The 21,942-nt window shown below is 46.6% G+C and carries 22 protein-coding genes; 15 read left to right on the forward strand and 7 right to left on the reverse strand.

The window, feature by feature from the left end:
• Nucleotide 1: 1 nt before the first annotated feature.
• The 7 genes from FD01_RS11010 (at nucleotide 2) to rfbB (ending at nucleotide 8,529) form a co-directional block, all read left to right on the forward strand.
• Nucleotides 2-955, forward strand: a complete 954-nt coding sequence (locus FD01_RS11010; RefSeq protein WP_056964305.1) for a glycosyltransferase family 2 protein — start codon at nucleotides 2-4, stop codon at nucleotides 953-955.
• 24 nt (nucleotides 956-979) lie between these two features.
• Complete coding sequence (locus tag FD01_RS11015) at nucleotides 980-2,404, forward strand: oligosaccharide flippase family protein (protein ID WP_056964307.1); 1,425 nt, start codon at nucleotides 980-982, stop codon at nucleotides 2,402-2,404.
• Between the two features lie 27 nt (nucleotides 2,405-2,431).
• On the forward strand, nucleotides 2,432-3,319 hold the full coding sequence (locus FD01_RS11020) for a beta-1,6-N-acetylglucosaminyltransferase (protein ID WP_056964309.1): 888 nt from the start codon (nucleotides 2,432-2,434) through the stop codon (nucleotides 3,317-3,319).
• Between the two features lie 103 nt (nucleotides 3,320-3,422).
• Complete coding sequence (locus FD01_RS15780; protein WP_152164815.1) at nucleotides 3,423-5,927, forward strand: GW dipeptide domain-containing protein; 2,505 nt, start codon at nucleotides 3,423-3,425, stop codon at nucleotides 5,925-5,927.
• A gap of 149 nt (nucleotides 5,928-6,076) precedes the next feature.
• Entirely contained in the window at nucleotides 6,077-6,964 is an 888-nt protein-coding gene (gene galU, locus FD01_RS11030; RefSeq protein ID WP_054714853.1) for a UTP--glucose-1-phosphate uridylyltransferase GalU, read from the forward strand.
• A gap of 122 nt (nucleotides 6,965-7,086) precedes the next feature.
• Nucleotides 7,087-7,524, forward strand: coding sequence for a GtrA family protein (locus FD01_RS11035; protein WP_404820731.1), 438 nt, complete (start codon nucleotides 7,087-7,089; stop codon nucleotides 7,522-7,524).
• A 15-nt stretch (nucleotides 7,525-7,539) separates the two neighbouring features.
• Complete coding sequence (gene rfbB, locus FD01_RS11040; protein ID WP_054714856.1) at nucleotides 7,540-8,529, forward strand: dTDP-glucose 4,6-dehydratase; 990 nt, start codon at nucleotides 7,540-7,542, stop codon at nucleotides 8,527-8,529.
• A 42-nt stretch (nucleotides 8,530-8,571) separates the two neighbouring features.
• Here rfbB and FD01_RS11045 read toward each other — a convergent pair whose 3' ends face one another.
• Nucleotides 8,572-9,498 (reverse strand): glycosyltransferase family 2 protein, encoded by a 927-nt coding sequence (locus FD01_RS11045; RefSeq protein ID WP_056964311.1) that lies wholly within the window; start codon nucleotides 9,496-9,498, stop codon nucleotides 8,572-8,574.
• Nucleotides 9,499-10,227: 729 nt separating this feature from the next.
• Here FD01_RS11045 and FD01_RS11050 point away from each other — a divergent pair.
• Nucleotides 10,228-11,094 (forward strand): hypothetical protein, encoded by an 867-nt coding sequence (locus FD01_RS11050; protein ID WP_056964313.1) that lies wholly within the window; start codon nucleotides 10,228-10,230, stop codon nucleotides 11,092-11,094.
• The gene (locus tag FD01_RS11055; RefSeq protein ID WP_056964314.1) at nucleotides 11,094-11,786 is read left to right on the forward strand and encodes a hypothetical protein; all 693 of its coding nucleotides are present in this window, start codon (nucleotides 11,094-11,096) and stop codon (nucleotides 11,784-11,786) included. Before FD01_RS11050 ends, FD01_RS11055 begins: the two co-directional genes overlap by 1 nt.
• Nucleotides 11,787-11,883: 97 nt before the next feature.
• On the opposite strand, the gene FD01_RS11060 is transcribed toward FD01_RS11055, so the two are convergent.
• Nucleotides 11,884-12,384 (reverse strand): thiol peroxidase, encoded by a 501-nt coding sequence (locus FD01_RS11060; RefSeq protein ID WP_054714867.1) that lies wholly within the window; start codon nucleotides 12,382-12,384, stop codon nucleotides 11,884-11,886.
• Nucleotides 12,385-12,474: 90 nt separating this feature from the next.
• Between FD01_RS11060 and FD01_RS11065 the strand changes: the two genes are divergently transcribed.
• Nucleotides 12,475-12,939, forward strand: a complete 465-nt coding sequence (locus FD01_RS11065; protein WP_054714870.1) for a flavodoxin family protein — start codon at nucleotides 12,475-12,477, stop codon at nucleotides 12,937-12,939.
• On the opposite strand, the gene FD01_RS11070 is transcribed toward FD01_RS11065, so the two are convergent.
• Nucleotides 12,936-13,232, reverse strand: a complete 297-nt coding sequence (locus FD01_RS11070) for a hypothetical protein (RefSeq protein ID WP_054714873.1) — start codon at nucleotides 13,230-13,232, stop codon at nucleotides 12,936-12,938. The genes FD01_RS11065 and FD01_RS11070 overlap by 4 nt on opposite strands.
• Nucleotides 13,232-13,876, reverse strand: a complete 645-nt coding sequence (locus FD01_RS11075; protein WP_054714875.1) for a YdeI/OmpD-associated family protein — start codon at nucleotides 13,874-13,876, stop codon at nucleotides 13,232-13,234. Before FD01_RS11075 ends, FD01_RS11070 begins: the two co-directional genes overlap by 1 nt.
• A gap of 126 nt (nucleotides 13,877-14,002) precedes the next feature.
• On the opposite strand from FD01_RS11075, the gene FD01_RS11080 reads away from it, so the two are divergent.
• Genes FD01_RS11080 through FD01_RS15785 form a run of 3 tightly spaced genes read left to right on the forward strand, consistent with a single transcriptional unit; the run spans nucleotide 14,003 to nucleotide 15,830 of the window.
• Nucleotides 14,003-14,548 (forward strand): biotin transporter BioY, encoded by a 546-nt coding sequence (locus tag FD01_RS11080; RefSeq protein ID WP_054714878.1) that lies wholly within the window; start codon nucleotides 14,003-14,005, stop codon nucleotides 14,546-14,548.
• A 27-nt stretch (nucleotides 14,549-14,575) separates the two neighbouring features.
• Nucleotides 14,576-15,538 (forward strand): biotin--[acetyl-CoA-carboxylase] ligase, encoded by a 963-nt coding sequence (locus tag FD01_RS11085; RefSeq protein ID WP_056964317.1) that lies wholly within the window; start codon nucleotides 14,576-14,578, stop codon nucleotides 15,536-15,538.
• The gene (locus FD01_RS15785) at nucleotides 15,525-15,830 is read left to right on the forward strand and encodes a CHY zinc finger protein (RefSeq protein WP_082611861.1); all 306 of its coding nucleotides are present in this window, start codon (nucleotides 15,525-15,527) and stop codon (nucleotides 15,828-15,830) included. Before FD01_RS11085 ends, FD01_RS15785 begins: the two co-directional genes overlap by 14 nt.
• Before the next feature lie 41 nt (nucleotides 15,831-15,871).
• Here FD01_RS15785 and pepF read toward each other — a convergent pair whose 3' ends face one another.
• Nucleotides 15,872-17,680: an oligoendopeptidase F gene (gene pepF, locus FD01_RS11090; protein ID WP_404820839.1), complete on the reverse strand. Its 1,809-nt coding sequence runs from the start codon at nucleotides 17,678-17,680 to the stop codon at nucleotides 15,872-15,874.
• 162 nt (nucleotides 17,681-17,842) lie between these two features.
• Here pepF and FD01_RS11095 point away from each other — a divergent pair, with 162 nt between their 5' ends.
• Nucleotides 17,843-18,190: a hypothetical protein gene (locus FD01_RS11095; protein ID WP_054714881.1), complete on the forward strand. Its 348-nt coding sequence runs from the start codon at nucleotides 17,843-17,845 to the stop codon at nucleotides 18,188-18,190.
• Nucleotides 18,191-18,616: 426 nt separating this feature from the next.
• Here FD01_RS11095 and FD01_RS11100 read toward each other — a convergent pair whose 3' ends face one another.
• Nucleotides 18,617-19,630, reverse strand: coding sequence for a YeiH family protein (locus FD01_RS11100; RefSeq protein ID WP_054714885.1), 1,014 nt, complete (start codon nucleotides 19,628-19,630; stop codon nucleotides 18,617-18,619).
• Nucleotides 19,631-19,736: 106 nt separating this feature from the next.
• On the opposite strand from FD01_RS11100, the gene FD01_RS11105 reads away from it, so the two are divergent.
• Entirely contained in the window at nucleotides 19,737-20,531 is a 795-nt protein-coding gene (locus FD01_RS11105) for a LysR family transcriptional regulator (RefSeq protein WP_082611863.1), read from the forward strand.
• A gap of 170 nt (nucleotides 20,532-20,701) precedes the next feature.
• Here the strand turns inward: FD01_RS11105 and FD01_RS11110 are convergent, their stop codons facing one another.
• Nucleotides 20,702-20,929 carry a hypothetical protein gene (locus FD01_RS11110; RefSeq protein ID WP_054714891.1) on the reverse strand — a complete coding sequence of 76 codons (228 nt, stop codon included), beginning with the start codon at nucleotides 20,927-20,929 and terminating at the stop codon, nucleotides 20,702-20,704.
• Nucleotides 20,930-21,942: the final 1,013 nt, after the last annotated feature.

The following is a 21,942-nucleotide window of genomic DNA, read 5'->3' on the forward strand; positions in this document are numbered from 1 at the left end:
CATGAACAATTCAACGCGCTTAAGTCTGATTATTCCAGTGTATAATGTGGCAACTTACATTGCGGACTGCCTGTCAAGTATTGCAGCCCAAGCGCTAGAAGGCTGTGAGGTCGTGTTGGTTGACGATGGTTCGACAGATGATTCAGTTCGGGTGATTGAACAGTATTTGCAGGATCATCCTCAGGCCAACTGGCACATCGTGCATAAGCCCAATGGCGGCTTAAGTAGTGCGCGTAATTATGGACTGAAATTTGCCCATGGGGATTACGTCTGGTTCATTGATTCAGATGATATGTTGGCTGAATCGGCAGTTCAAAGGTTGATTGCACTGATTCAAACGCAACCAGTGGATACGGTTGTATTTGGGTATCAACGGTTTGTCGATACCCCAGAGCCTACTCTGTTGCCAAACCTTCCTAATAAAGCTCAGTCAGGCAATGATTTCTTGGCGGCAATTTTTTCAAGGCAGCGAGAAAGTTACGCTTGGTCGTTTATCACCAAACGCGCCATCTATCTGGACGAATCCGTGAGCTTTCCGGAAGGTCGAAATTATGAGGATATGGCCACGACTTATCAGATTGCTTATTTTAGCCGAACAGTGGTGTTAAGTGATCAACCGTTGTATTTGTATCGCGATCGTGAAGGGTCCATTTCTAATCGCGTTTCGGGGCAACACGCCAATGATTTGTTTGCCAACCTCGCAGATTGCCAGCGTTTTTTCTCACAACATCGAAGTGCGGCTTACGCTGAACATTTTGGTGATTTTGCGGCTTATTATGCTTTATTAGCCTATCAACAAGATTTTTCCAAGCAGATGTATCAAAAGCTACAGTCTGTGTTTACACAGTTGGATTTCAGCTCGCTCAGCCGGCGCTATCAAATTGCCTACTTGTTGGCGCGTGCTCGGTTGCTGCGCCCGGTTCAAGCAATTCGGACCCGATTAAGTCATTCCTGAGATTAAGAGAGTGTGTCGAATAAAATGAAGAAAACTACTAGTGATATTTTGTATAATGGCTTATACCAAGTCGTCATCTTAATATTGCCATTTATGACGCAACCCTATCTATATCGTGTGATGCACGAAGAAGCGATGGGGATCAATGTGTTGATCAACTCCATTCCATCATTGCTGTCTGTTGTCATCTTGTTTGGGATGAATCAGTTTGGTGTGCGGACGATGGCTCAAGCCAAACGTGAGGATCGTGCTCAAACTTTTGGGCGATTGTGGACGGTACAATTGGTTGTGGGGATGACCGTGATTGCGTTGTATACGTTATCGGTCATTTTCTTTTTGGACTACAAGTTCTATTACCTATTAGAAATCCCATATCTCTTAGGTTTTACTATCGATATCTCATGGTGTTTCGTTGGTTTAGGTGATATTAAGAAGGTTATTCTTCGAAATACTCTGATCAAACTGCTGATTGTCAGTTCGGTCTTTCTTTTGATTCACAGCCCCAAAGACTTGTGGATTTACTTGTTGATTAACTCAGTGACCTATCTGGCGAATATCATCTTTTGGATCGACTTGCCACATCTCTTAGGTCGTATGCCTAAGGCGCGTGATTATAGTTGGGTGAAACATTATTTTGTTCAGGCCTTGATCATTACCTTACCAACGATTGCCACTCAGCTGTATATCAGCTTTGATCAACAATTGGTTGGGCGCTTGTCCAACGTCATTCAATTAAATTATTATGCCTATCCGCAAAGCTTAGCTCGAGCAGTAATTGCTGTTGCCGGTTCAGTCAGTAGCGTTTTGATGCCGAAAATGGCAAAAATGTTATCAGACCGGGATGATGGTCATCAAGGCGTGGTGAAGTTACTGAAAACGAGCCTTGATTATACCTTAGTCCTGGCCACATACTTGTGCGTCGCGTTTATGATCAACGCAGACAAGTTTACGCATTGGTTTTGGGCAACAAAGGGATCAACGATGGGTTGGAATATGTTTTGGGGCTCATTGATTATCATCTTTGTTAGCTACGGTGGTGTCTTTGCCAATCAATATACGTTGTCTCGAGGCTTGTTTAAAATTTATTCGATTCCGTACTATGCCGGGGCCTTTATCTCCGTAACGCTTAACGTTTTATTGATTCCGCATTTCGGTTCTTTAGGGGCGACTTTTGTCATTGTATTTACGGAAGGAACAGTATTGTTCTTACGCATCTTTTTGGTTCGAAACGAATTACCATTGAGGCAGGTTGTTGTTGGTGAATGGACGACGGTGATTTCGGGCTTGGCGACGTTAATAGTTGGTCTGATTGTTCCAGTGAATACCGGTTCGTTGTTTGTTGACTTGGTTATTCAAACGGTGATGTTGACCCTTGTTTTCCTCGTTGGCTTAAAAGTAACCGGGAATCGTGTGATGCGAGACTTGCTGGCACGAGTCACACATCATTAATTGTAATTATAGGAAGGCGTGAATGAAATGGGAAAACATGCATATCTGATTATTGCCCATCAGCATGTGGCGTTGTTAAATCAGTTGCTTTCGGTGCTGGATGATCCACGAAATGATATTTTTTTGCATATCGATGCCAAGGCACCGGATGAGTACTTGGCGGCAATCAACCAGAATCTAAGGTATTCTCGGATTCATTTTAGTCCGAGAGTGGATGTCCAATGGGGAGGCTTTTCTCAGATTCGTTCAGAGTTGTCAGTATTACAAACTGCAGTGGAAACGGGACATTATGACTATTATCATTTGATTTCTGGTGTTGATTTGCCGATCAAGACGCAAGATCAGATTCATACTTTTTTTGAAAAACATCAAGGTAAGGAGTTTGTTCAATTCCAGCAACCGACGATTTCTCCAGAAAAATTGTCTCGAGTTAAGACGAATTTTTATTTCCAAGAAAAAGACGTTCGGCACGACAAGCTGTATTCCACGGCGCAACGAATTTTGACGAAAGTGCAGCGGATTCTCGGCGTGAATCGAATCAAACACAGCAATCTTGAGTTTCAAATGGGCTCCAATTGGTTTTCAATCACCGACAGTTTGGCTCGTGAGGTATTAACTAAGGCCAATGAACTCATACCTTATTTCAAACACACGCAATGTGCGGATGAATTATTCTTGCAAACCATTGTGGTGAATTCTAAGTATCGTCACCGGCTATATCATCCCGAATTTGATGACAGTAAGCTCGGTAACATGCGGTTTATCGAATGGGTGGATCATGCCCCAAGAGACCTTGTCATGGGCGACTTTGAAGAATTGAAAACTAGTCCATTACTATTTGCTCGCAAGTTTAATCCAGACACGGATGATCAAATTATCGAAAAGGTGTTGAGCACGCTTGCAACTGAATCATAAATAATGGACAATCAGCGTATTGGGAGATTTTAACTAGACAGTAGCCTGGTTAAAACGCCAAATACGCTTTTTTTATATTCAGGCGTGAAGGGGGAGGAAAACAGTGGAACGTTGGAATCAGTCAAAACATCCTCGGGTTGGACGGAGGGTATTTTTGAGTATACTCGTCATGATGGGGACGTTGTTTGTTCAGGGACATGCTGATCAAGTCGAGGCCAGTGACAATCATTACGCATCAATCATATCGCGATCCTCGGTTCAAGAAACGGTCAAGATTACTCAGCAAGGCCGAAATGATGGTTTGTTTATTAATGCGCCATATCGGACCACGGCAGCAACAATGTCGACGACGACCATGGCAAAAGAATATGATGGTCAATTTGTGAACGTGATCGCGCATGCTCGAACAGCCGATGGTGATTGGATCGAGTTTAAACTCAATCAGCTCAATTACTGGATGGATGCACGAGGCGCCAAGGTTTTCAAGTTTAATCCAATCAGTGAAAAAATTACGCAACACGCGAATGCACAAATCATCCAAACTAATCGGCATGATGGCTTGTTTACAGATGGTCCATATCACACGAGTTTAACGACCTTGTCCACCAATTTGATGGCGGCGCGTTATGATAATCAAGGCGTTCAGCTTCTTGCGACAGCCAAAGCAGGAGGCATCAAGTGGGCTCAAATTAAGTTAAGTGATGGTCATATCTATTGGATCGATGCGCGGGGTCTGCGTGTACTTGTACTTAAAACGACTTCAGCAATTCGTCAAGTTAATCAGCCAGCGCGAGTTGATCAAAGTAGTCGAAACGATGGTTTGTTCAGTGCTGGACCATATCTTTCGTCACTCAAATCATTACATGCCGATGCGATGGCTCGTTCACTCAATGGGCGTGGCGTGACGATTCGCCAAGAAGCTACTGTTGATGATTTGCATTGGGCTCAAATTGAGTTAAGTGATCACCGATTGTTTTGGATTGATGCTCGTGGCATCAAAGCGTTGAGACTTGGCACAATTCGAAATCAACAACCCCTTCGGAATCAGGCCGGACGAATCACCCAATCGAAGCGAAATGATGGCTTGTTTACAGATGGTCCGTTTTGGACGAGTTTAACGACGTTGGGCGCTAATGCAATGGCAAAACAATATGCTGGTCAAGGAGTTTTAGTTTTGGCATCGGCGACGTCTGGCAATACGCAATGGTTACAAGTGCAAATGAATGATGGCAAACGTTATTGGATCGATGCTAAAGGGGTCAATCGTTTGACATTAAAACCAATCACTTCGCATCAAACCGTTGCACAAGATGCTAGGCTGAGTGGTGCCAAACAAAATGATGGTCTGTTTGCGTCTGGCCCGTATTTGAGCAATGTCAATGCGCTTGCTGCCAGCGGCCTTGCCAAGCAATATGAAGGCCAAGGTGGGCGCATGAGTGAAACTGCTACATCTGGCGGGATTAAGTGGGTACATATCACCTTCTCCAATCGAAAAGCTTATTGGGTCGATGCCAGATTGACTCAAGTCGTTACCATCACACCCGTTACGGAACGACAGACTGTCAATCGCAATGCACTGGTAACTGAGAATGGTCGTCATGATGGCCTCTTTATTGATGGTCCGTACAAGTCGAGTTATACGACGCTCACAAGTGCCGGAAATCTGCGGCAATTTGATCACCAGGTCGTGCATGTTCGGCAGGTGGCCACGGCAGGCGGAATCTCATGGAGTCAAATCAAGGTTACTGATGGCAAGCAATACTGGGTTGACAGCAGGGCTTTAACGACTACCAACTATGATATGGTGTTGACAAAAGCTGACATTTCAAGTGGTGCTCAAATTGTTCAAAATGGACGTCATGACGGTTTGTTCGCCTCTGGCCCTTATCATACAAGTCCTGCAACGGCAACAACCACGAAATTTGCCAATCAGTATAATGGCCAGTATGTCACGGTGATCGCGCAGGCGACCACACGGCTGGGCAAATGGGTCCAAATTCAAATGGGAAACGGCAACAGCTACTGGCTCGATGCAGCAGGCGTTAAGTTGTTGACCACGCCGATTTCGAGGGTCATTAATGTACCGAACTATAATCAGTTCAAAGCCGGGGCACCAGTCGGATGTGAAGGCGTATCGTTGTATCAGGCGTTACGAGCAAAAGGTTATGCGGGCAAATATTCACTGCGCGCGTTCTTGAATACCATCCCCAAGGCCAATACCCCTTTTTCAGGTTTTGTGGGTAGCCCGTTTGTTGCCAACAACAATACTTATACCGCAATTTTTGCAGCGCCATTAGCAAAATGGGGGAGTCGATTCGGTAAGGTATCGAATGTTTCAGGCCGATCAGTTAATCAGTTGATGCAACTGGTACTGAGTGGAGATTCAGTGGTCGCTTATGTGACGGAGCATTTTGCTCCAGTGCGTTGGGGAAATTGGTCGTTTGGACGAGTCCCAAATAATAATCATGCAGTGACTATTGCTGGTGCCGACCTTGCTAATCAGAAACTTTATTTGTCCGACCCGATTGATGGTAAGTATTGGATTTCTGTCCAAAAATTTAGTCGCATTTACGATGCTCGTAATAAGATGGCGGTAGTTGTCCAGTAGTTGATTTGCTCCCCTGAAAAAGAAGTGCTGTTCGATATCGATCAGTGCTTTTTTAAGTGGAGGCGCTAATGGATACGAAGTTTGCCTTGCTATGATTTGCATCCGTTTTCTAGTATGATAGGGATATCATGATGAGGAGGCACAAACTGTTGAAAGTACGCAAAGCGGTGATTCCAGCAGCCGGGTTAGGAACTCGGTTTTTACCTGCAACGAAGGCCTTGGCAAAAGAAATGTTGCCAATTGTCGACAAACCAACGATTCAATTTATCGTGGAAGAGGCGAAGGCTTCAGGAATTGAGGATATCTTGATTGTTGAAGGTAAATCAAAACGTTCAATTGAAGATCATTTTGATTCTGCGCCTGAATTGGAACAAAACTTAGAAACCAAAGGCAAGACGAAGCTGCTTGATCTGGTTCATCAAACCACTGATATCGGGGTTAATTTATTCTTTGTGCGGCAGCCATATCCCAAAGGATTGGGGGATGCAGTTCGGTTAGCAAAGTCGTTTATCGCTGATGAACCATTTGTGGTGATGCTTGGCGATGATTTAATGCAAGATAAAGTCCCGTTGACCCAGCAGTTGATCAATGAATATGAAAAGACTCACGCTTCTATTCTAGCGGTTAAGAAAGTTCCTCATGAGGATGTTTCTGCATATGGCGTCATCGATCCTGAGTCTGAGGTGGCACCTGGTTTGTTTAACGTGAAGCAGTTTGTTGAAAAGCCTGCAATTGAAGATGCTCCCTCAGATCTTGCAATCATCGGTCGGTACTTGTTGACACCTGAAATCTTCGATATTTTAGACAAGCAAAAGCCTGGTAAAGGTGACGAAATTCAATTGACAGATGCGATTGATGAATTGAATCAAACCCAACGCGTTTTTGCCCATGAATTCAAAGGGGATCGCTTTGATGTGGGGAATAAATTTGGGTTTGTTCAGACGACCATTGAGTATGGCCTGACTCACCCCGAAGTCAAAGATCAATTACGACCATATCTGCTCAATCTAGCGGCCCAATTGAAAGCTGAGAAATAACTGATCAGAATAATCGTGTCTTGGTGGTGAATCGATCCTGGTTCACCACTTTTTGAATTGTTGACGCCATCTGCACTTCAGCGGATAATCAGTTCCAGTAATCAATAGATAGGGGTATAGTTTTGATCACATTATTTAATCGCGGCAAGGCGTTACTTGAAGCGCATCACTTATGGAACGTGTTCACTTATGTTTTCTTTGGCGGCTTAACGACGGTGGTGAATATCGTGGTATTTGCCGGCGCCACGCATGTTGGCATCAGCTGGCAAGTTTCGAATTTCTTAGCTTGGCTACTGTCGGTGCTGTTTGCCTTCGTGACCAATAAGCTGTGGGTGTTCAACTCCCATACGGAAAGTTTCAGTGCACTGGTTTGGGAGTTTGCCAAGTTCATGTTCGCTCGTGTGGTATCGTTAGGCATCGACTACGCTTGCATGTTCTTATTTATCAATGCAATCGGTTGGTCGAACATGGTGGCGAAGATCCTCACCCAAATTGTAATTATTGTAGCCAACTATGCTTTTTCTAAATTCATCATTTTCAAAAATAAACCCACTGATTGATCAGGAGGTGGCGAGATGCGGTTACTAGTCACAGGCGGCGCCGGCTTTATTGGCACTAACTTTGTCCGCATGATGGTTCGCGAGCATCCAGACATTGAGATCACGGTGTTGGACAAGCTGACGTATGCAGGCAATGCGGATAACTTGGCTGATTTGCCGGTGCACTTAGTCGTCGGCGACATTGCTGATGCGCCCGTTGTCGATCGATTGATGTCAAAGACTGATGTTTGCGTTAATTTCGCGGCGGAAAGTCATGTCGATAACTCGCTGAATGATCCTGAGCCATTTTTGCACAGTAATGTGATCGGGACTTATACCTTGCTGGAAGCTGCCCGCAAATACGATGTGCGGTTTCATCACGTTTCCACTGATGAAGTCTACGGGGACTTACCATTAACCTCAACTGAGAAGTTTAAGCCAGATTCCCGTTATCAACCGTCGAGCCCATATTCTGCAACCAAGGCTGCCAGCGATATGTTGGTGCATGGTTGGACACGGAGTTTTAACGTGCGCGCGACGATTTCAAATTGTAGTAACAATTATGGCCCGTACCAACACATCGAAAAGTTTATCCCGCGCCAAGTGACGAACTTGTTGTCCGGCCGCCGGGCCAAGTTATACGGTAGTGGCGAAAATGTCCGTGATTGGATCTATGTGTTGGATCACTGCCATGCCATTTGGGAGATTTTACAGCATGGGACGGTCGGTGAAACTTATTTGATCGGGGCCGATCAGCAGTTATCCAATCGCGTAGTACTCGCCAAAATCTTGTCGCGAATGGGACAGGCACCAGATGATTTTGATTCAGTCGCCGATCGTCCAGGCCATGATCGCCGCTATGCCATCGACGCCAGCCAAACAATTGCCGAGCTTGGTTGGCAGCCACAATACACCGACTTCGATGCCGGCTTGATCGCCACCGTTATGTGGTATCAAACCCATCGTGATTGGTGGCAAGCAGAAAAAGCGGCAGTTGAGGCAAACTACCACAAACGAAATCAATAAAAATATGGCTTCGCACTTTCCATTCGGTGCGAAGCCATATTTTTATTTGATTTCGTTAACGATATAAATCGGTCGATTCTTGATTTCTAAATAGATTTTCCCGATGTATTTGCCTAAAATGCCAGTGCCGAACAGTTGCAAACCGCCAATCAACAGCAAAATCGATACCATGGAAGGCCAACCGGCAACTGAGCCACCCCAAAATAACGCGCGCACCACGATGAACAGCATCGCTAGAATCGATAAAACACAGCTGGTTAAACCAAGCCAGGATACGACGGTCAACGGCACATCAGAGAAGTCGATGATTCCGTCCAATGAATATTGGAACAAACTGCTGAAGCTCCAACTGGTTTGGCCGTGTTCACGCTCAACGTTTTCATAAGGCAGGTATTTAGACTTGAAACCGATCCAGCCAAAGATTCCCTTAGAGAAACGGTTGCGTTCGCTTAACGATAACACGGCGTTGACGTATTTTGGCGTCATCACCCGAAAATCGCGGGCGCCTGGCACGATTTCAGTTTTGGAGATCTTGTTGATGACCTTATAAAACATATTGGAGAAAAAGCTTCGCAAAGCTGGTTCGCCGGTACGGTCCATGCGTGCGGCACCAACCATTTCATAGCCTTCGCGAATGCCAGCCAACATGTCTTTAAGCATCGCTGGCGGATCTTGTAAGTCGGCGTCCATGATAGTGTAAAGATCAGCTTTGGCATGTTGCAAGCCGGCATACATACCAGCTTCTTTGCCGAACCCGCGTGAAAAGTCGATGTAGTGCACATCAGGATCAGTGAGTTGTAATTGTTGAATTTCTGCTAACGTGCGATCGACTGAGCCGTCGTTGATATACCAAAAAATCGGCTTGTAATCTGGCAATTCCGCAAAAGTGCGTTGCACGGCTTGATAAAATAATGGGACGTTTTCTTCTTCATTATGACAAGGAATAATAATGGCAAGAGTTTGGGTCAAAATACTGCCTCCAAGCAAGTGAGTTGTGGGTGTGTAGCGCTTAAATCGGCGCAGCTTGGGATCAAACATCGTGAGCGTTACCCATAATCTTAAGGGTACACTGAACCAATGTCAGTGACAACTGATTTGCTTGGGGTTGTGTCAATTTCAACTGAAAAAGTAAAAAATGGCGCACAAAATCCACGAAACAGTTGCCTATTTCGTGGACCTTTGGCTTTGACGCCAATTCAATTACGCTCATGAAGTTCAAACAATTTCAAGTGCGTGTCTGCGCCACCGCCGCTTCTTAGGCTTAGGCCGCTTTCAGAACTAGTCAGCGATGCATCCGCTTTTCGTCCACAGGCGTCACTTGCTTCTTGTGTTACCACAAGGCAAATCATCCATTCACACCTGGTATGAGTCCGAAAGGGGACCCTTATGTGCCGGCACGACTGATGCTGAGACCCACTGCCATCGAACAGACTGGCAATGTGGATCGATCTCACTCGGGTTTGCGGGGAACTGCCCCCCGTTGCGAAGTAATGCGGGTGACGTGCGCTAAGCCACCCCTTCCTCCTAGTATACGAGCAAATGATAACGCTCTCAAAAATGTTTGTCAAGTACTTTTTAATATTGAATTTAAAAAGTGATCTGAGCGCCGCAACCTCAAAAATCATCCAAAATTGTACGTCAAATTTGCCAGATCAAACAAAGCCCGCCATACTCGTGGCGAAAAGGAGGGGGCAACACATGGCAATCAGAAGTCGAGGCCGATATTGGCTACAAGCGCGGATCATCGATGTTCAACGCCTTGGGTTTATTTTACCTGATGGTCGGTTTCAGGAACTAAACGTTATGATCGTTGGAGCGTTGAATTTTGTCCGAGTCGGCACACACATTCCTTTAGGGTGGCCACCACAAACGGTATTTGCAGAATTTAATGCTGAATTTTTGCGGGCACCAGGTCAAATGGGTTATGCCAAACCAATTGCGATGGATGGCTTCTTGGTCAGGGCTTATTTGGTTGAGGGTTGGCGTGATCGCGAATTCGTCCAACAGTCGCAAGCTAAAGTTCAACAGCTGGTGAGTGATAATTTAAAGGCATGGTTGGACGGCGAACATCATCCTAAAATACCAAATTGGGCGAATCAAGTATCGAGCTTGCAACAAGCAATCGATGCATATAGGCAAAAGGGGATTGGATTAGAACCAATTTTTGCACGCTTGGAGAAACTTTTTGCCCATGCTGGCAAGCGCCAACAGCAACGCGTGAAAAAGATGATCACCCACAATTGGCGTTTGATTGCAGCCTTTGATCGGAAACTGGCGGCGCGTTTTCCAACTGGGTATTTATTGCGGGAAGTGCGTCATGTCACGCACTTCATGTATGGTGATGAACGTGATTTAGCCTTGAAGCTGGTGTCAAACGATCCTGGTTTAATGAAGCAGGCTGATTATTTGACCCAAATCCATCAACAACTGGCGGATTCTAAGGCCCAACAAGTGACCCTCGGATTGCCATTTTATAATCCACATTGGCTGGCAACTCAGCTAGAATTTCATCGGGCAGTATGGAAGCTTGATCAATTAAAAGAATTTCATTTAGGAGGAAACTAATGGAAGGCCAAATTTCGAGTCACGTGTTAGGCGTAGAAGCCGTTAGCGTGGTCAAAGCCGGAAAAAGTATCGTGGTGCGGGTGATGAAGCTCGCCATCGATTCAGAAGACCTTGATTGGACACAAGAACCTCGTGACAATCCAAATATCGCGATGATCCCCTTTGTTGATGTCTTTGCGCAACCGATTGAAATCAATGACGCGCTGAACATTACCGGTCAATTTCAACTGCAACACACGCTGCCAACAACAGGCCAACAGCGAATCATTGCCCAAAAGCAGTTGGCTGATCAGCGTTTGATGGGCAATTTACAGCATTGGTTGAAACGTTACAGCAAGCCGAACCAACGTCATGATTTTGAACAAGTCATGAAACGCTTTTTAGCTGATCAACTTGATTTTAGCGATTTAATGCTCGCGTTTGCTGAAATTCTTGGCAGTGATGACGTGTCGCATTCACCACGACTGAAAAAATTACAAACCAGCATGCAGTCTGGGTTAAAGTTGCGCCAACACGTGAATCAACAGACACCGCTGGTGTTGTGGGTGACTGAGGCGGAAATGATCGATTTTCAAAGCGATGCCGCCACTTCAAACGACGGTCCGTTGACTGTGATCCGTTTGGATGGTCACTCAATTGACCAAAGTTGGGCCAAGTGGCAACAGAAAATGGCGGATGCAAAAAATCAGTGAGACTTTGAGGACTTGCCACTGGCAGGTCCTTTTTTAACGCGCTCGCCAGCAAAAAAGCGACCCAGATCATCATGAGCTGAGCCGCTAAAGATAAACTTTAATGTTGTTGGTGTGCTTCCAAATACGCCAGCGCACTGCCATAATCAGGTTCTTGCGTTTGTTCCAAAATCAATTCGCGATACGCAATGTGGCCATCAGGAGCGATGATCCATACCGAACGCGCGTCGGTATGATTGTCAGCCACATAAAGGCCCATCGCCGTACCAAAATTCGCGTCATCGTCGCTGAGCAATTGAATGTGATGCACGCCTTCAGCTGCACACCAATTGGCTTGTTGGACGGTGGTGTTGGTGGAAATGGTATAGAAGCCAACGCCAGCGAATTCATCCATCGCTTGGTTGAATTGTTTGGTTGAAATCGAGCAGACGCGCGTGTTGATATCTGGGACTACCGAAATCAAATTGTAGCGTCCGGTAAAGTCAGCGGTCGTCACTTGCTGGCCGTCAGCGTTGACGACTTTGAAGTCGGGTAACGGATGACCTAAGCTCGGTGGCGTGCCCACTGTATCTTGAGGGAGACCATGTCGTGTGATTTGCATCGCAATTTCCTCCTTTTTCGTTAAGTCGAGTGTACCATGTTTGTGGCGCTTGCGGGTAATTTGGTATGCTGTCTATAAGAGGTGAGACCCATGCGCAAGATCAAGATCGTGTATCAATCACAAACTGGCTTCACGCAAGCCTTCGCCCAACAACTCGCACAGACGCTTCACGCCGAGTTAGTCGATATGAAATTGATCGCTGAAAAAGATTTCGAACATGTCGATGTCGTGTTATTTGGCGGGCATGTTTCAGGCTGTCATATTACTGGCTTCAAACGCTTTTATCGTCAATACGCCGATTTATTGCCAGATCATTTTCTGGTATTTGGTACCGGTGTTTTCCCGATGAGCTTGACGGAAGTGGAAAGACTTCAAGTCAAAAGCTTCAGCAACTGTCAAAAACAACCAGTCTTTCGCTACTTACAAGGGCGCCCGGCAGTCGCATTGCCTTGGCGCTGGCGCCTAAAGCTCAAAGTCAAAGGTGGCAGCGACGCCGAAACCTCTGGCCTAGAAGCGGTACGGCCAGTGCTTGAAGCCGTCGACCACTTGCTTTAATTCAACGCCAAGCCACTCGGCGTTTCTTGAAAGCCAAACAATGGTCGAATGTCGTCGGGTTCGATCACATAGACATATGCTTGGCGCCATTCTGGCTTATCCAGTAGCAACATCACTTCCCAAACCTTCATCGGCTTGCCAGCTGGTTGGGGGTGAAACCACAATTGCCGCTGTTCATCGACAGTTTGTAAGTCAAACGTGGCTAAGTTTTGCAATACCCCAGCGATTTTCACGCGCACTGGGGTATTTTTGTTGTGGTCGGACAACAGTTGTAAGAGATCTAAGACGCGCATCAGTGAGCCCCCGTATAGTCTTCTAAAGTGCGATGTCCCGATGCTAGCACCACCAGCATTTGCTCAAAGTGCATTTTCTGAGTGACTGGGCGCTTCGGCGAATAAATATAGCGCGCCCACTGATTTTGCATCGCCGGGGTTAAGGTTTGCCATTGTTTGAGCAGTTTGGCATTTTGCTTGGTCAAACGCTCAGTTAACCTAGGCACTTGGGCGTCATAGTCAGCTAAGAGGGTTTTAGTGGCGACGGTTTGGGCCCATTTCAAGTCAAGCACGGTGAAGTCGTCATCAAAGCTGAGCATCGAAACGTACTTAAAGCCTGAGTCGCCAAGCAAGCCGGTGTTGCGATCCAATTTCAAGGCGTGCAACATCGAGTCCCGTTGGATGCCAGAAAATTGCCGGCTGCCAACTTTGGGGTAAAACATATACACATGGCCATCAAACGCTAAGTGTTGTGCTTTAGCGATGGTGTGCAGACGCTGGCTGGCCGCTGTTGTCGACATCACTGCCACAATCTGCAAATCGGTTTGTTTGGTAGCGCGCTGGTCGAAATCAAGATTCGCTACCGCATTGTGGATCGATTCTGGCAAGGGATCAGCCACGATATGGTGGAATTTGGAAAATTTAAATTTAGTCAGCTCAGGCATAAGGCACCTCCTGATGTTAGTGTACCGCGTGCAGTCAAATTTAGAAACTGGTAATTGTAACCCAATGATTGACAAATGGGTTACAAGCGGATAAACTCAGATCATTCTAAGAAAACAGGTGAGTGTATGGGTCAAAATGCAACGTTGAAATATTTAATGCAAGTGGCAATGGTTTGTGCGTTATTAATTATTTTAGGCTTATTTCCAGGAATTCCATTAGGTATTATTCCCGTGGCAGTGGTTTTGCAAAACCTCGGGGTGATGCTAGCTGGGGAAATTTTGCCAGCGCGATACGGGAGCTTAGCGGTCGGGGTATTTTTATTATTGGTGGCATTAGGCTTGCCGTTTTTATCCGGCGGGCGCGGGGGCTTGGCGATCATTGCTGGACCAACTGGCGGCTACTTGGTGGCGTGGCTATTGGCGCCAGCGCTGAATGCTTGGGTTATACACATGACTGACGCCGCGAATAAACCAGCTTGGCAAGAATTTTTATGGGCCATGTTATTTTTGGTGGTGTTTGTCGATGTGGTCGGCAGCATTTGGTTATCGGTTCAATCGCACATGCCATTTGGCGCTGCGTTAGCTTCCAATGTGATGTTCGTGCCAGGCGATCTATTGAAACTCGGATTTGCAGTTGCGATTGCCAGACGCCTACGAAAAGTCTTACACTAGAGCTTACTAGGGTAGGAGGGCGACACCATGAACACCAAACAACGCGTATTGACAGCCTTATTAGCAGATGGCGACACGTGGCATTCCGGTGACAGCTTAGCTTCTGAATTAGGCTTGTCACGAGAATCTGTGTGGAAAGCGATCAACGCCTTGCGCAAAGCGGGGCATGATATCGCCGCGCGCAAAAGCCAAGGTTACCGCTACGTCAGTTGTGCGCATTTGGACGACATGGTGATCGCCTATCACCTTCAACATGAACTGCCATTGACCGTTGAAAAAACGGTGACCTCTACGCAAGATGTCGCCAAAAAATGGCTGGCCACACAAACTGAATTGACGCCAGCGGCTTTTGTGGCAGATGCGCAAACCAATGGCTACGGCCGTCGCGGTCGGCAATTTTATTCGCCAGCGCAAAGTGGCCTGTATTTATCGGTCGTGATTCCCAATCCCCAAGCGGATTTGACGCAAGTGGGATTGTTGACGACTGGTGTGGCGACGGCAGTGGTGGCTGCGTTGCGTGAATTCTTCCCCACGGCTGATTTTGGGTTGAAGTGGGTCAATGATGTGATGATCCATGAGCGCAAAGTCGCCGGCATTTTGTGTGAAGCGGTGCTTGCATTAGAATCATCAACGAGCGCAGCGTTTGTGATCGGTGTAGGCTTGAACCTCGACACGGCACAATTTCCTGATGCGTTAAAACAAGTCGCCGGCGCGATCAGCGACACCCCAATTGATCGCAATGCCTTGGCTGCCAGCTTGATCGATCACATTATGCAACGCGCAAAAGATTATCAAGCTGGCGATTTCTTACCAGCGTATCGAAAGCTTTCCACAGTGATCGGCCGACAAGTCACGGTGAAAATTGGGGAACAGGTTTTAATCGGCAAAGTTTTGGATATCGCAGAAAATGGTGGCCTTGAGCTGTTGACTGATCAAGGCCTGCAAACCATTACTGCCGGAGAAGTGGTGAAAGTGGATGTTAAAGCCTAAAATCTATGGCCAACAATTAGATGTCGCCAGTCGATGCAGGCATTATCATTCTGATTTGGATGTGGTGGCGCTATGGTGTGGCCAGTGTCAAAAATTCTGGGCTTGTTATGAATTCCACGATGCGATGGGTGATCATGAATTCGTGCCGCTCCCAAAAGCGCAAGCACTCGTCTTGTGTGGTGCTTGTCGGTGCATGATGACATACTCGCAGTATCAAAGTGGCGCTTGCCCCAATTGCTGGTATCCGTTTAATCCGCGCTGTGAATTACATACCGATCATTATTTCCAATAAAAAATGGACGCCTTTTGTCGAGGCGTCCATTTGACTGGTGCTTAAATTTGTTGACTCAATGCTTCAATGCGCTGTTCGCTTTGATCCAAGAAGTTGATCATCTCATGTAAAGGCTTGGCGGTGGTGATATCGACGCCGGCGACTTGTGCTTCTTGAATCGGCGTGAGGCTATCACCAAGGGTCAAGAATTTCAGCCAGTCACTCGCTGCGTTAGGGTCGCCTGCTTGCAAACGCAAGAATGCCCCAGTGGAAACCACCAAGCTGGCCGAATAAGTGTAAGAATATAAGCCCATGTAATAATGGCTTTGCCGCATCCAAGTCAGTTCGGGTTGGCCGAAGTCAAGATCCACACTGTCACCCCAGAATTCCTTAAGCACGCCCAGTTTCAGTTCATTGAGCTTGGCCGCGTCAAAGCTCTCGCCATCATCGATCAACGCATAAACTTTGGATTGGAAAGCCGCCTCCAGCAAGTGGGTGACACAGTTATGGAAGTAAGTATCATTTAATAACCGACTTAAGGCAAAACGTTCAAAGCGCGCGTCGCTGTCTTTTTCCAACAAACTCTTGGTCAACAATAATTCGTGGAATGTTGAAGGGGCTTCGACGATGTACCAAGACGGTTCATGGCCTAAAATCGAATGATGTTCATCGGCTAGCGTCATTTGTCCACAATGACCGAGTTCATGGATCAACGTGTATAAGCTCGGCAAGGTGTCCGCCCAACTCATTAAGACATAAGGATGTGTGCCATAAGGACATTCAGCAAACGCGCCGGATTCTTTGCCAACGTTGCCAGGAAAATCAACCCAACGATCCGTGAAAGCTGGTGCGATCCGCGCTTGATAATCAGGTCCTAACGGCTTCAAGGCTTCATGGATCATGTGCGGGGCATCTGCACGCGTCACTTTTGGTGAAAAAGTTGGATCAAGATCGGCTTGTAAGTCGGTATAAGTGATGCGATCCAAGTGCAATGTTTGCTTTAAATGCGTGACGTAGCGGCGCATCACTGGGGCTAAGTCGTGCATGATGGTGTTGACTTGGCGTTCAAACATTGCCCGTGGCACTTCTTGTTCAGCCAGCAAGTAATCGATCACAGAATCATAACCGCGCATGGTGGCGAGTGTTTTTTCTTTGGTGACTTGGGCCAAATAACCGGCGGCCATTGTGTTTTGATACTTGGCCAGCGTTTGGCAGAATTTCAAATAAGCCGCACGACGGATAGTGACGTCAGGATGCTTTTGATACTCTTCTTCATATAAGGTGAAGGACAACGGATAAGTTTTGCCATCGACTTCGAACTCGCCGAAATCCATATCTGCAAACACAGATTGAGAGCGGATCGCTTCTGGCGCATCTAAGACTGGCTCAAGCTTAGCCAACGCTTCTTCTACCGCAGGGGCTAAGGCTTGCTTGCGGCTTTGTTTAATATGGCGAATAAAGGCGGCGTGATCGACGGATTTGGCTGCGACTTGATCGAGTACGGCATCGTCAAGGGCGCTGAGTTCCGCTTGGACAAAATGGAGCTGACTTTCCCAAGTGGCCAACAAATTATCGACGCGATGGATGGTGGCAGTGAGCTGGCTATCGGTCACGTCGGTGCTGACCGGGAAGCTGGCGTAACAGCTCAAGTGATTTTCATTTTCGAGGATATGGGCATAATCATCTAAGGCATCTAAAATCACAGGCACTTGCGTCAGGCGACCTTGGTAGATGCGTTGAAAGTCTTGGATCAATTCTTTGGTAGCTTTGATCGTTTGTTCAAATTCAAATTCATCTTTAAAAATGGCGCTGAGGTCCCAAGTGTCTGCAGTTGGCACTGCTGCGCGCGTCGGTAAACTCATGGTCAACACTCCCTTTTGATAAGCTTGCCCCCAGTATAACACGTTCTCAAAATTGGCATATTCTTACAAATAGAGTGATTTTTTGGGTAAAATATATACTCAAAAGAATATGCTTAGGGTAAAATAAGAGTGAACGAACCGGGATACCGGTATCCTTAGGAGGAAGACATAATGGTCATTGACAATAACCACTTGGTAACACGTTACTATGACTTGCAAGCGGAGAACTCAGCCGGCTTTGCTGCAGTCAATGCCTACATCAACAAGCAGCTCGAAGACTTGTACAACGATTTGAAAACGACTTTTTCTGACACGGTTGTTTTCCAACTGGAAGACGCCATGGCGGCAGGGGAAGCTGGCGGGTTGAACCTTGATCCTGCGGAAGAAGAAATCGCTGTAACCAACTACATGTTGAAAACAATCGATGGCTTAGGCCTGTGGATCCAACCAGAACAAGAATCCGATCCTAATACGATCGTCGCCAAACTCAACTTTGGTAACCGTAGCCGTTATTATTAATCAGCTTTGAAACCAGCCTCGGCTGGTTTTTTTGTGCCAGAGCGTTTTGAAGCGGGTTTAGTCGACCGGGTAGCCTCGTCTGAGGAGTTGAGCTGGTCTTTGGCTTGACTCCTCAGACGTCGCTAGCTGTGTCGACGTTGCTTCAAAAAAGCTCGACGTCAAGGATTTAGGCCTCCAGCTGACTTGCCGATGCATCGTGGAGGTCCGAATCGGAGCTAACTTGAGCCATCGCGATGCTCATGGCTCAAGTGAATCTCCACCTGCGGAACGCATTAGGTGGTAAACCACCAATTGCGTTTCTACTATGCACCGGCAGCCAGCTTCCGGCCCAAATTCAAACTTGACGAGACAACAATAATTTTGAAATAACTGAATAGTGGTAAAAAATCGCGCCAGACCAGTTTGAAGGTCTGACGCGATTTTGGTTTAGTGTAAATGAAGCAAACTCAACAAGCTTAAGGCCGCGATAATTTGAATCGACCCGACGCCTAAGCCATATAACAGAAACTTTTTGCCTTGTTGCATGAATTTGGCGAAGTTTAAACGCAACCCGATCGCCGCCAGCGCCGTGGTTTCAAACCAGCCAGAAACATTGTGCGCTGAGCTGTTGAACAAGTCAGGCAAGTTCATGAAAGAATTCAACAAGCACAAAATCAAGAAGGCGAGTACGTACCAAGGAATCGGCAGGCGCTTCTTAGCTGTTTGGGTAGTTTGCGTTTGGTTGCGCTTGGCAAAACGTTCAAAACCGGTGACCACCACGACCAACATAATGATGCGCGTGATTTTAAATAGCATCGCATATTGCACGGTTTGGGCGTTCAACAAACTGGCACCAGCAACGACTTGGCCGACGGATTGCAAGGTCCCGCCTAATAGCGCACTTTTGGCCAGTAGGTTTGAGCCGAATACTGCCACACCTAAAAAGGGCAGTGTCAACATCATCACGGTGCCAAGCAAGTTAACTAAAGTGATGATCTGACCTTTTTCTTCGTCGTCAGCGCCAATGGCAGGCGCGATGGCCCCGATAGCACTGGAGCCGCACACGGCATTGCCGCCAGCCATCATTAACGCGCCGGTTTCGGAAAAGCCTAATTTGCGGCCGAGTAAGTAGGCCCCAAAAATTACAATAGTCATTTCGCACCAGACATAAATCAAGCCGCGCCAGCCCATTTGGCCGATGGTTTGAAAGGTGACGGTGAGCCCTAACAAAACGACCGAATATTCCAGCAGGCGACTTTCAGCAAATTTTGTCCCAACGGCCAAGCCTGGTTGTTTGAAATACACATTACCTAAGACGATCCCCAGTAAAATGGCAATCGTCGCGCCGCCAATTTGCGGCAATAGTAAGCCGAGCAGCTTGGCGATGATCGCCACTAAGATCGAAAGTGATAGTCCCGGTATAATGGCGCGGGTTTTTGAAGTGGTGGTTGTGGTTTCCATATGAACTCCTTCATGTTTAATGATGAGTTTAATGATACCGGGAATTTGCAATTAATGGGATTAATTGCGATAATACTAGCTATCAAGAAAACTGATCGGAGTTCATATGAATAATCTGGCCACCTTTAAACTGGTTTATGAGACGCGGAGTTTTTCTAAAGCTGCCGGCATGCTGTTTATTGCCCAACCTACCGTCTCGGCGCAAATCAAACAACTCGAAGCCCAACTGCACACGACGCTGTTTATTCGCAATGGCCGCGGGGCGGTTGGACTAACGCCTGCGGCAGATACGTTGTATGAAAAAGCCTGTGAGATCTTGGCGACATGGGATGATGTGCAAGTGCATTTGAGTCACGGGCCTGCCCATCAACAGTTGCGCCTATACGCCTCGCACAGTTTTGCGATGTACTTGTTGCCGAAGATTTTGCCAGCACTGAATCAGCAGTTTCCCCATATTGCCTTCAGTGTCAATGTGGCTAACTCGCAAGCTGTGCAAACCGCGATTTTGAATCACGATGCTGACCTCGGCTTCATCGAAAAGCCTCTAGCGGCGCGTGGCATCGATCGCGTGGAATATTTAGCGGACCAACTGGTGAAAGTGGGCGCTGGCGAGCCTTGGTTGGTGCGCGAATCTGACTCTGGCGTCGGCTATTACACCAGACGTTACCTAGCAGAACAAAATAGTGCCCCGAAGACAATGACGGTAGCGTCCAATGCGGTGATCGTGGAATTATTGAAATCAGGCTTTGGCCAGTCGATCATTTCTAAGCGTGCAGTTGGCGAGTTGCCTTTTGAAGATCTGGGCGAGGCGTTCTTGCGGCATTTTTACATGATCAGTCGCGTAGGGGATGCTGGGGTGCAAGAGGTGAAGATGTTTTTGGAAGCATGGATTTTGGATTGAAGCATTGTCAGTTAATGTTTTGACATTGTATAATCAAACCATGCAAAAACACCGTGCGACCAACACGGTGTTTCCGAAACATTTGAGTTCTCGCAACGTCGCTTAAAGAGCGATGGTCAAGTTAATATGAAGCTAAAGCCGCATTAACCGTCCAAAGTTGTAGCGGCTTTTTATATGCTCACTTTCGCCAGAATGTTCTGACTACCTGCACTAGCTGGCTCAAAGATCGAACCAACTTGGTCGCTTTGCGAACACTGAAATTCAATGCAGCGCAGTAGTAGCCAATCAGATAGATACAGGCAATGATGATCACGTGAACGCAACCAATCGTAAACAATACAGATCTCCTTTCTCTCAGGATGTTCGGCATAAATCGCCATCGCATCACTTACTTTCATCGGGAGACCACCGCTCATGTCACTTCTTGCTTTTGCCAGTTTAACATGTAACGTCACTGGACACTAATTATTTGTAAAATGATGAATATATATATATTTTGCGCAACAAAAAGACCGCCATGGGCTTGGCGGTCAAAAAAAGTTGGGGTGACGCGCTGATTTCAAGCGCGTATGTTTTTCACGTGGAGGAGTGATGGTTCACACCGGCGGGGACCGATGTGGACCAGAGAAAATGAAAAAGTGGGGTAGAAATAAGGGGGTAGCTCCTACTCTGTTTCCTATATTATTGATGAGTTGTGATAAATTTGTGACGCGCATGTGCAAATTATTAAGCTGAATATGAATTCTTGTTGAGTTCTTTGTCGTCGGATTCAAACCCTTCGATGAGTTGCAACAAATCCACGTGCGTGTTATTATATAGTTACAACAAATGCACGACAACACAAACCCTCATCTGCTGCCACAGATGAGGGTCTTTTTTCGCATAGCCGGGGAAGACTAGCGGTGTGACTGTTTGACAATGTCTCTAGGTCTATCGCCGATCATTCAGCCAGCGCTCGACTAGTGTTAGGACTAGACCCACCACGCATAGGCCGATAAAGACCTCCACAACAAGTTGCACGACAACACCCCCTTTCGAGGCAGTTGCCGTGTTTAGTATAGCATGTTGACTTGAGAAACACTAATAATTAGTAAGCTTGTATTTCGTTATTTAATTGATGATAAAAAAAGACCGCCATGGGCTTAGCGGTCAACAAAGGTGTTGGGGTGACGCGCTGATTTCAAGCGTGTATGTTTTTTCACGTGGAGGAGTGATGGTTCACACCGGCGGGGACCGATGTGGACCAGAGAAAATGAAAAAGTGGGGTAGAAATAAGGGGGTAGCTCCTACTCTGTTTCCTATATTACCGGTGAGTTGTGATGAATTTGTGACGCGCATGTGCAACCATTTCGCTGATCGAGTTTTTTGTTAAACGACGCCCCCATCTTTCACTCACACTAACGCGGCGAAT

The organism is Lacticaseibacillus manihotivorans DSM 13343 = JCM 12514, from assembly GCF_001435035.1.
Lineage (GTDB): Bacteria > Bacillota > Bacilli > Lactobacillales > Lactobacillaceae > Lacticaseibacillus > Lacticaseibacillus manihotivorans.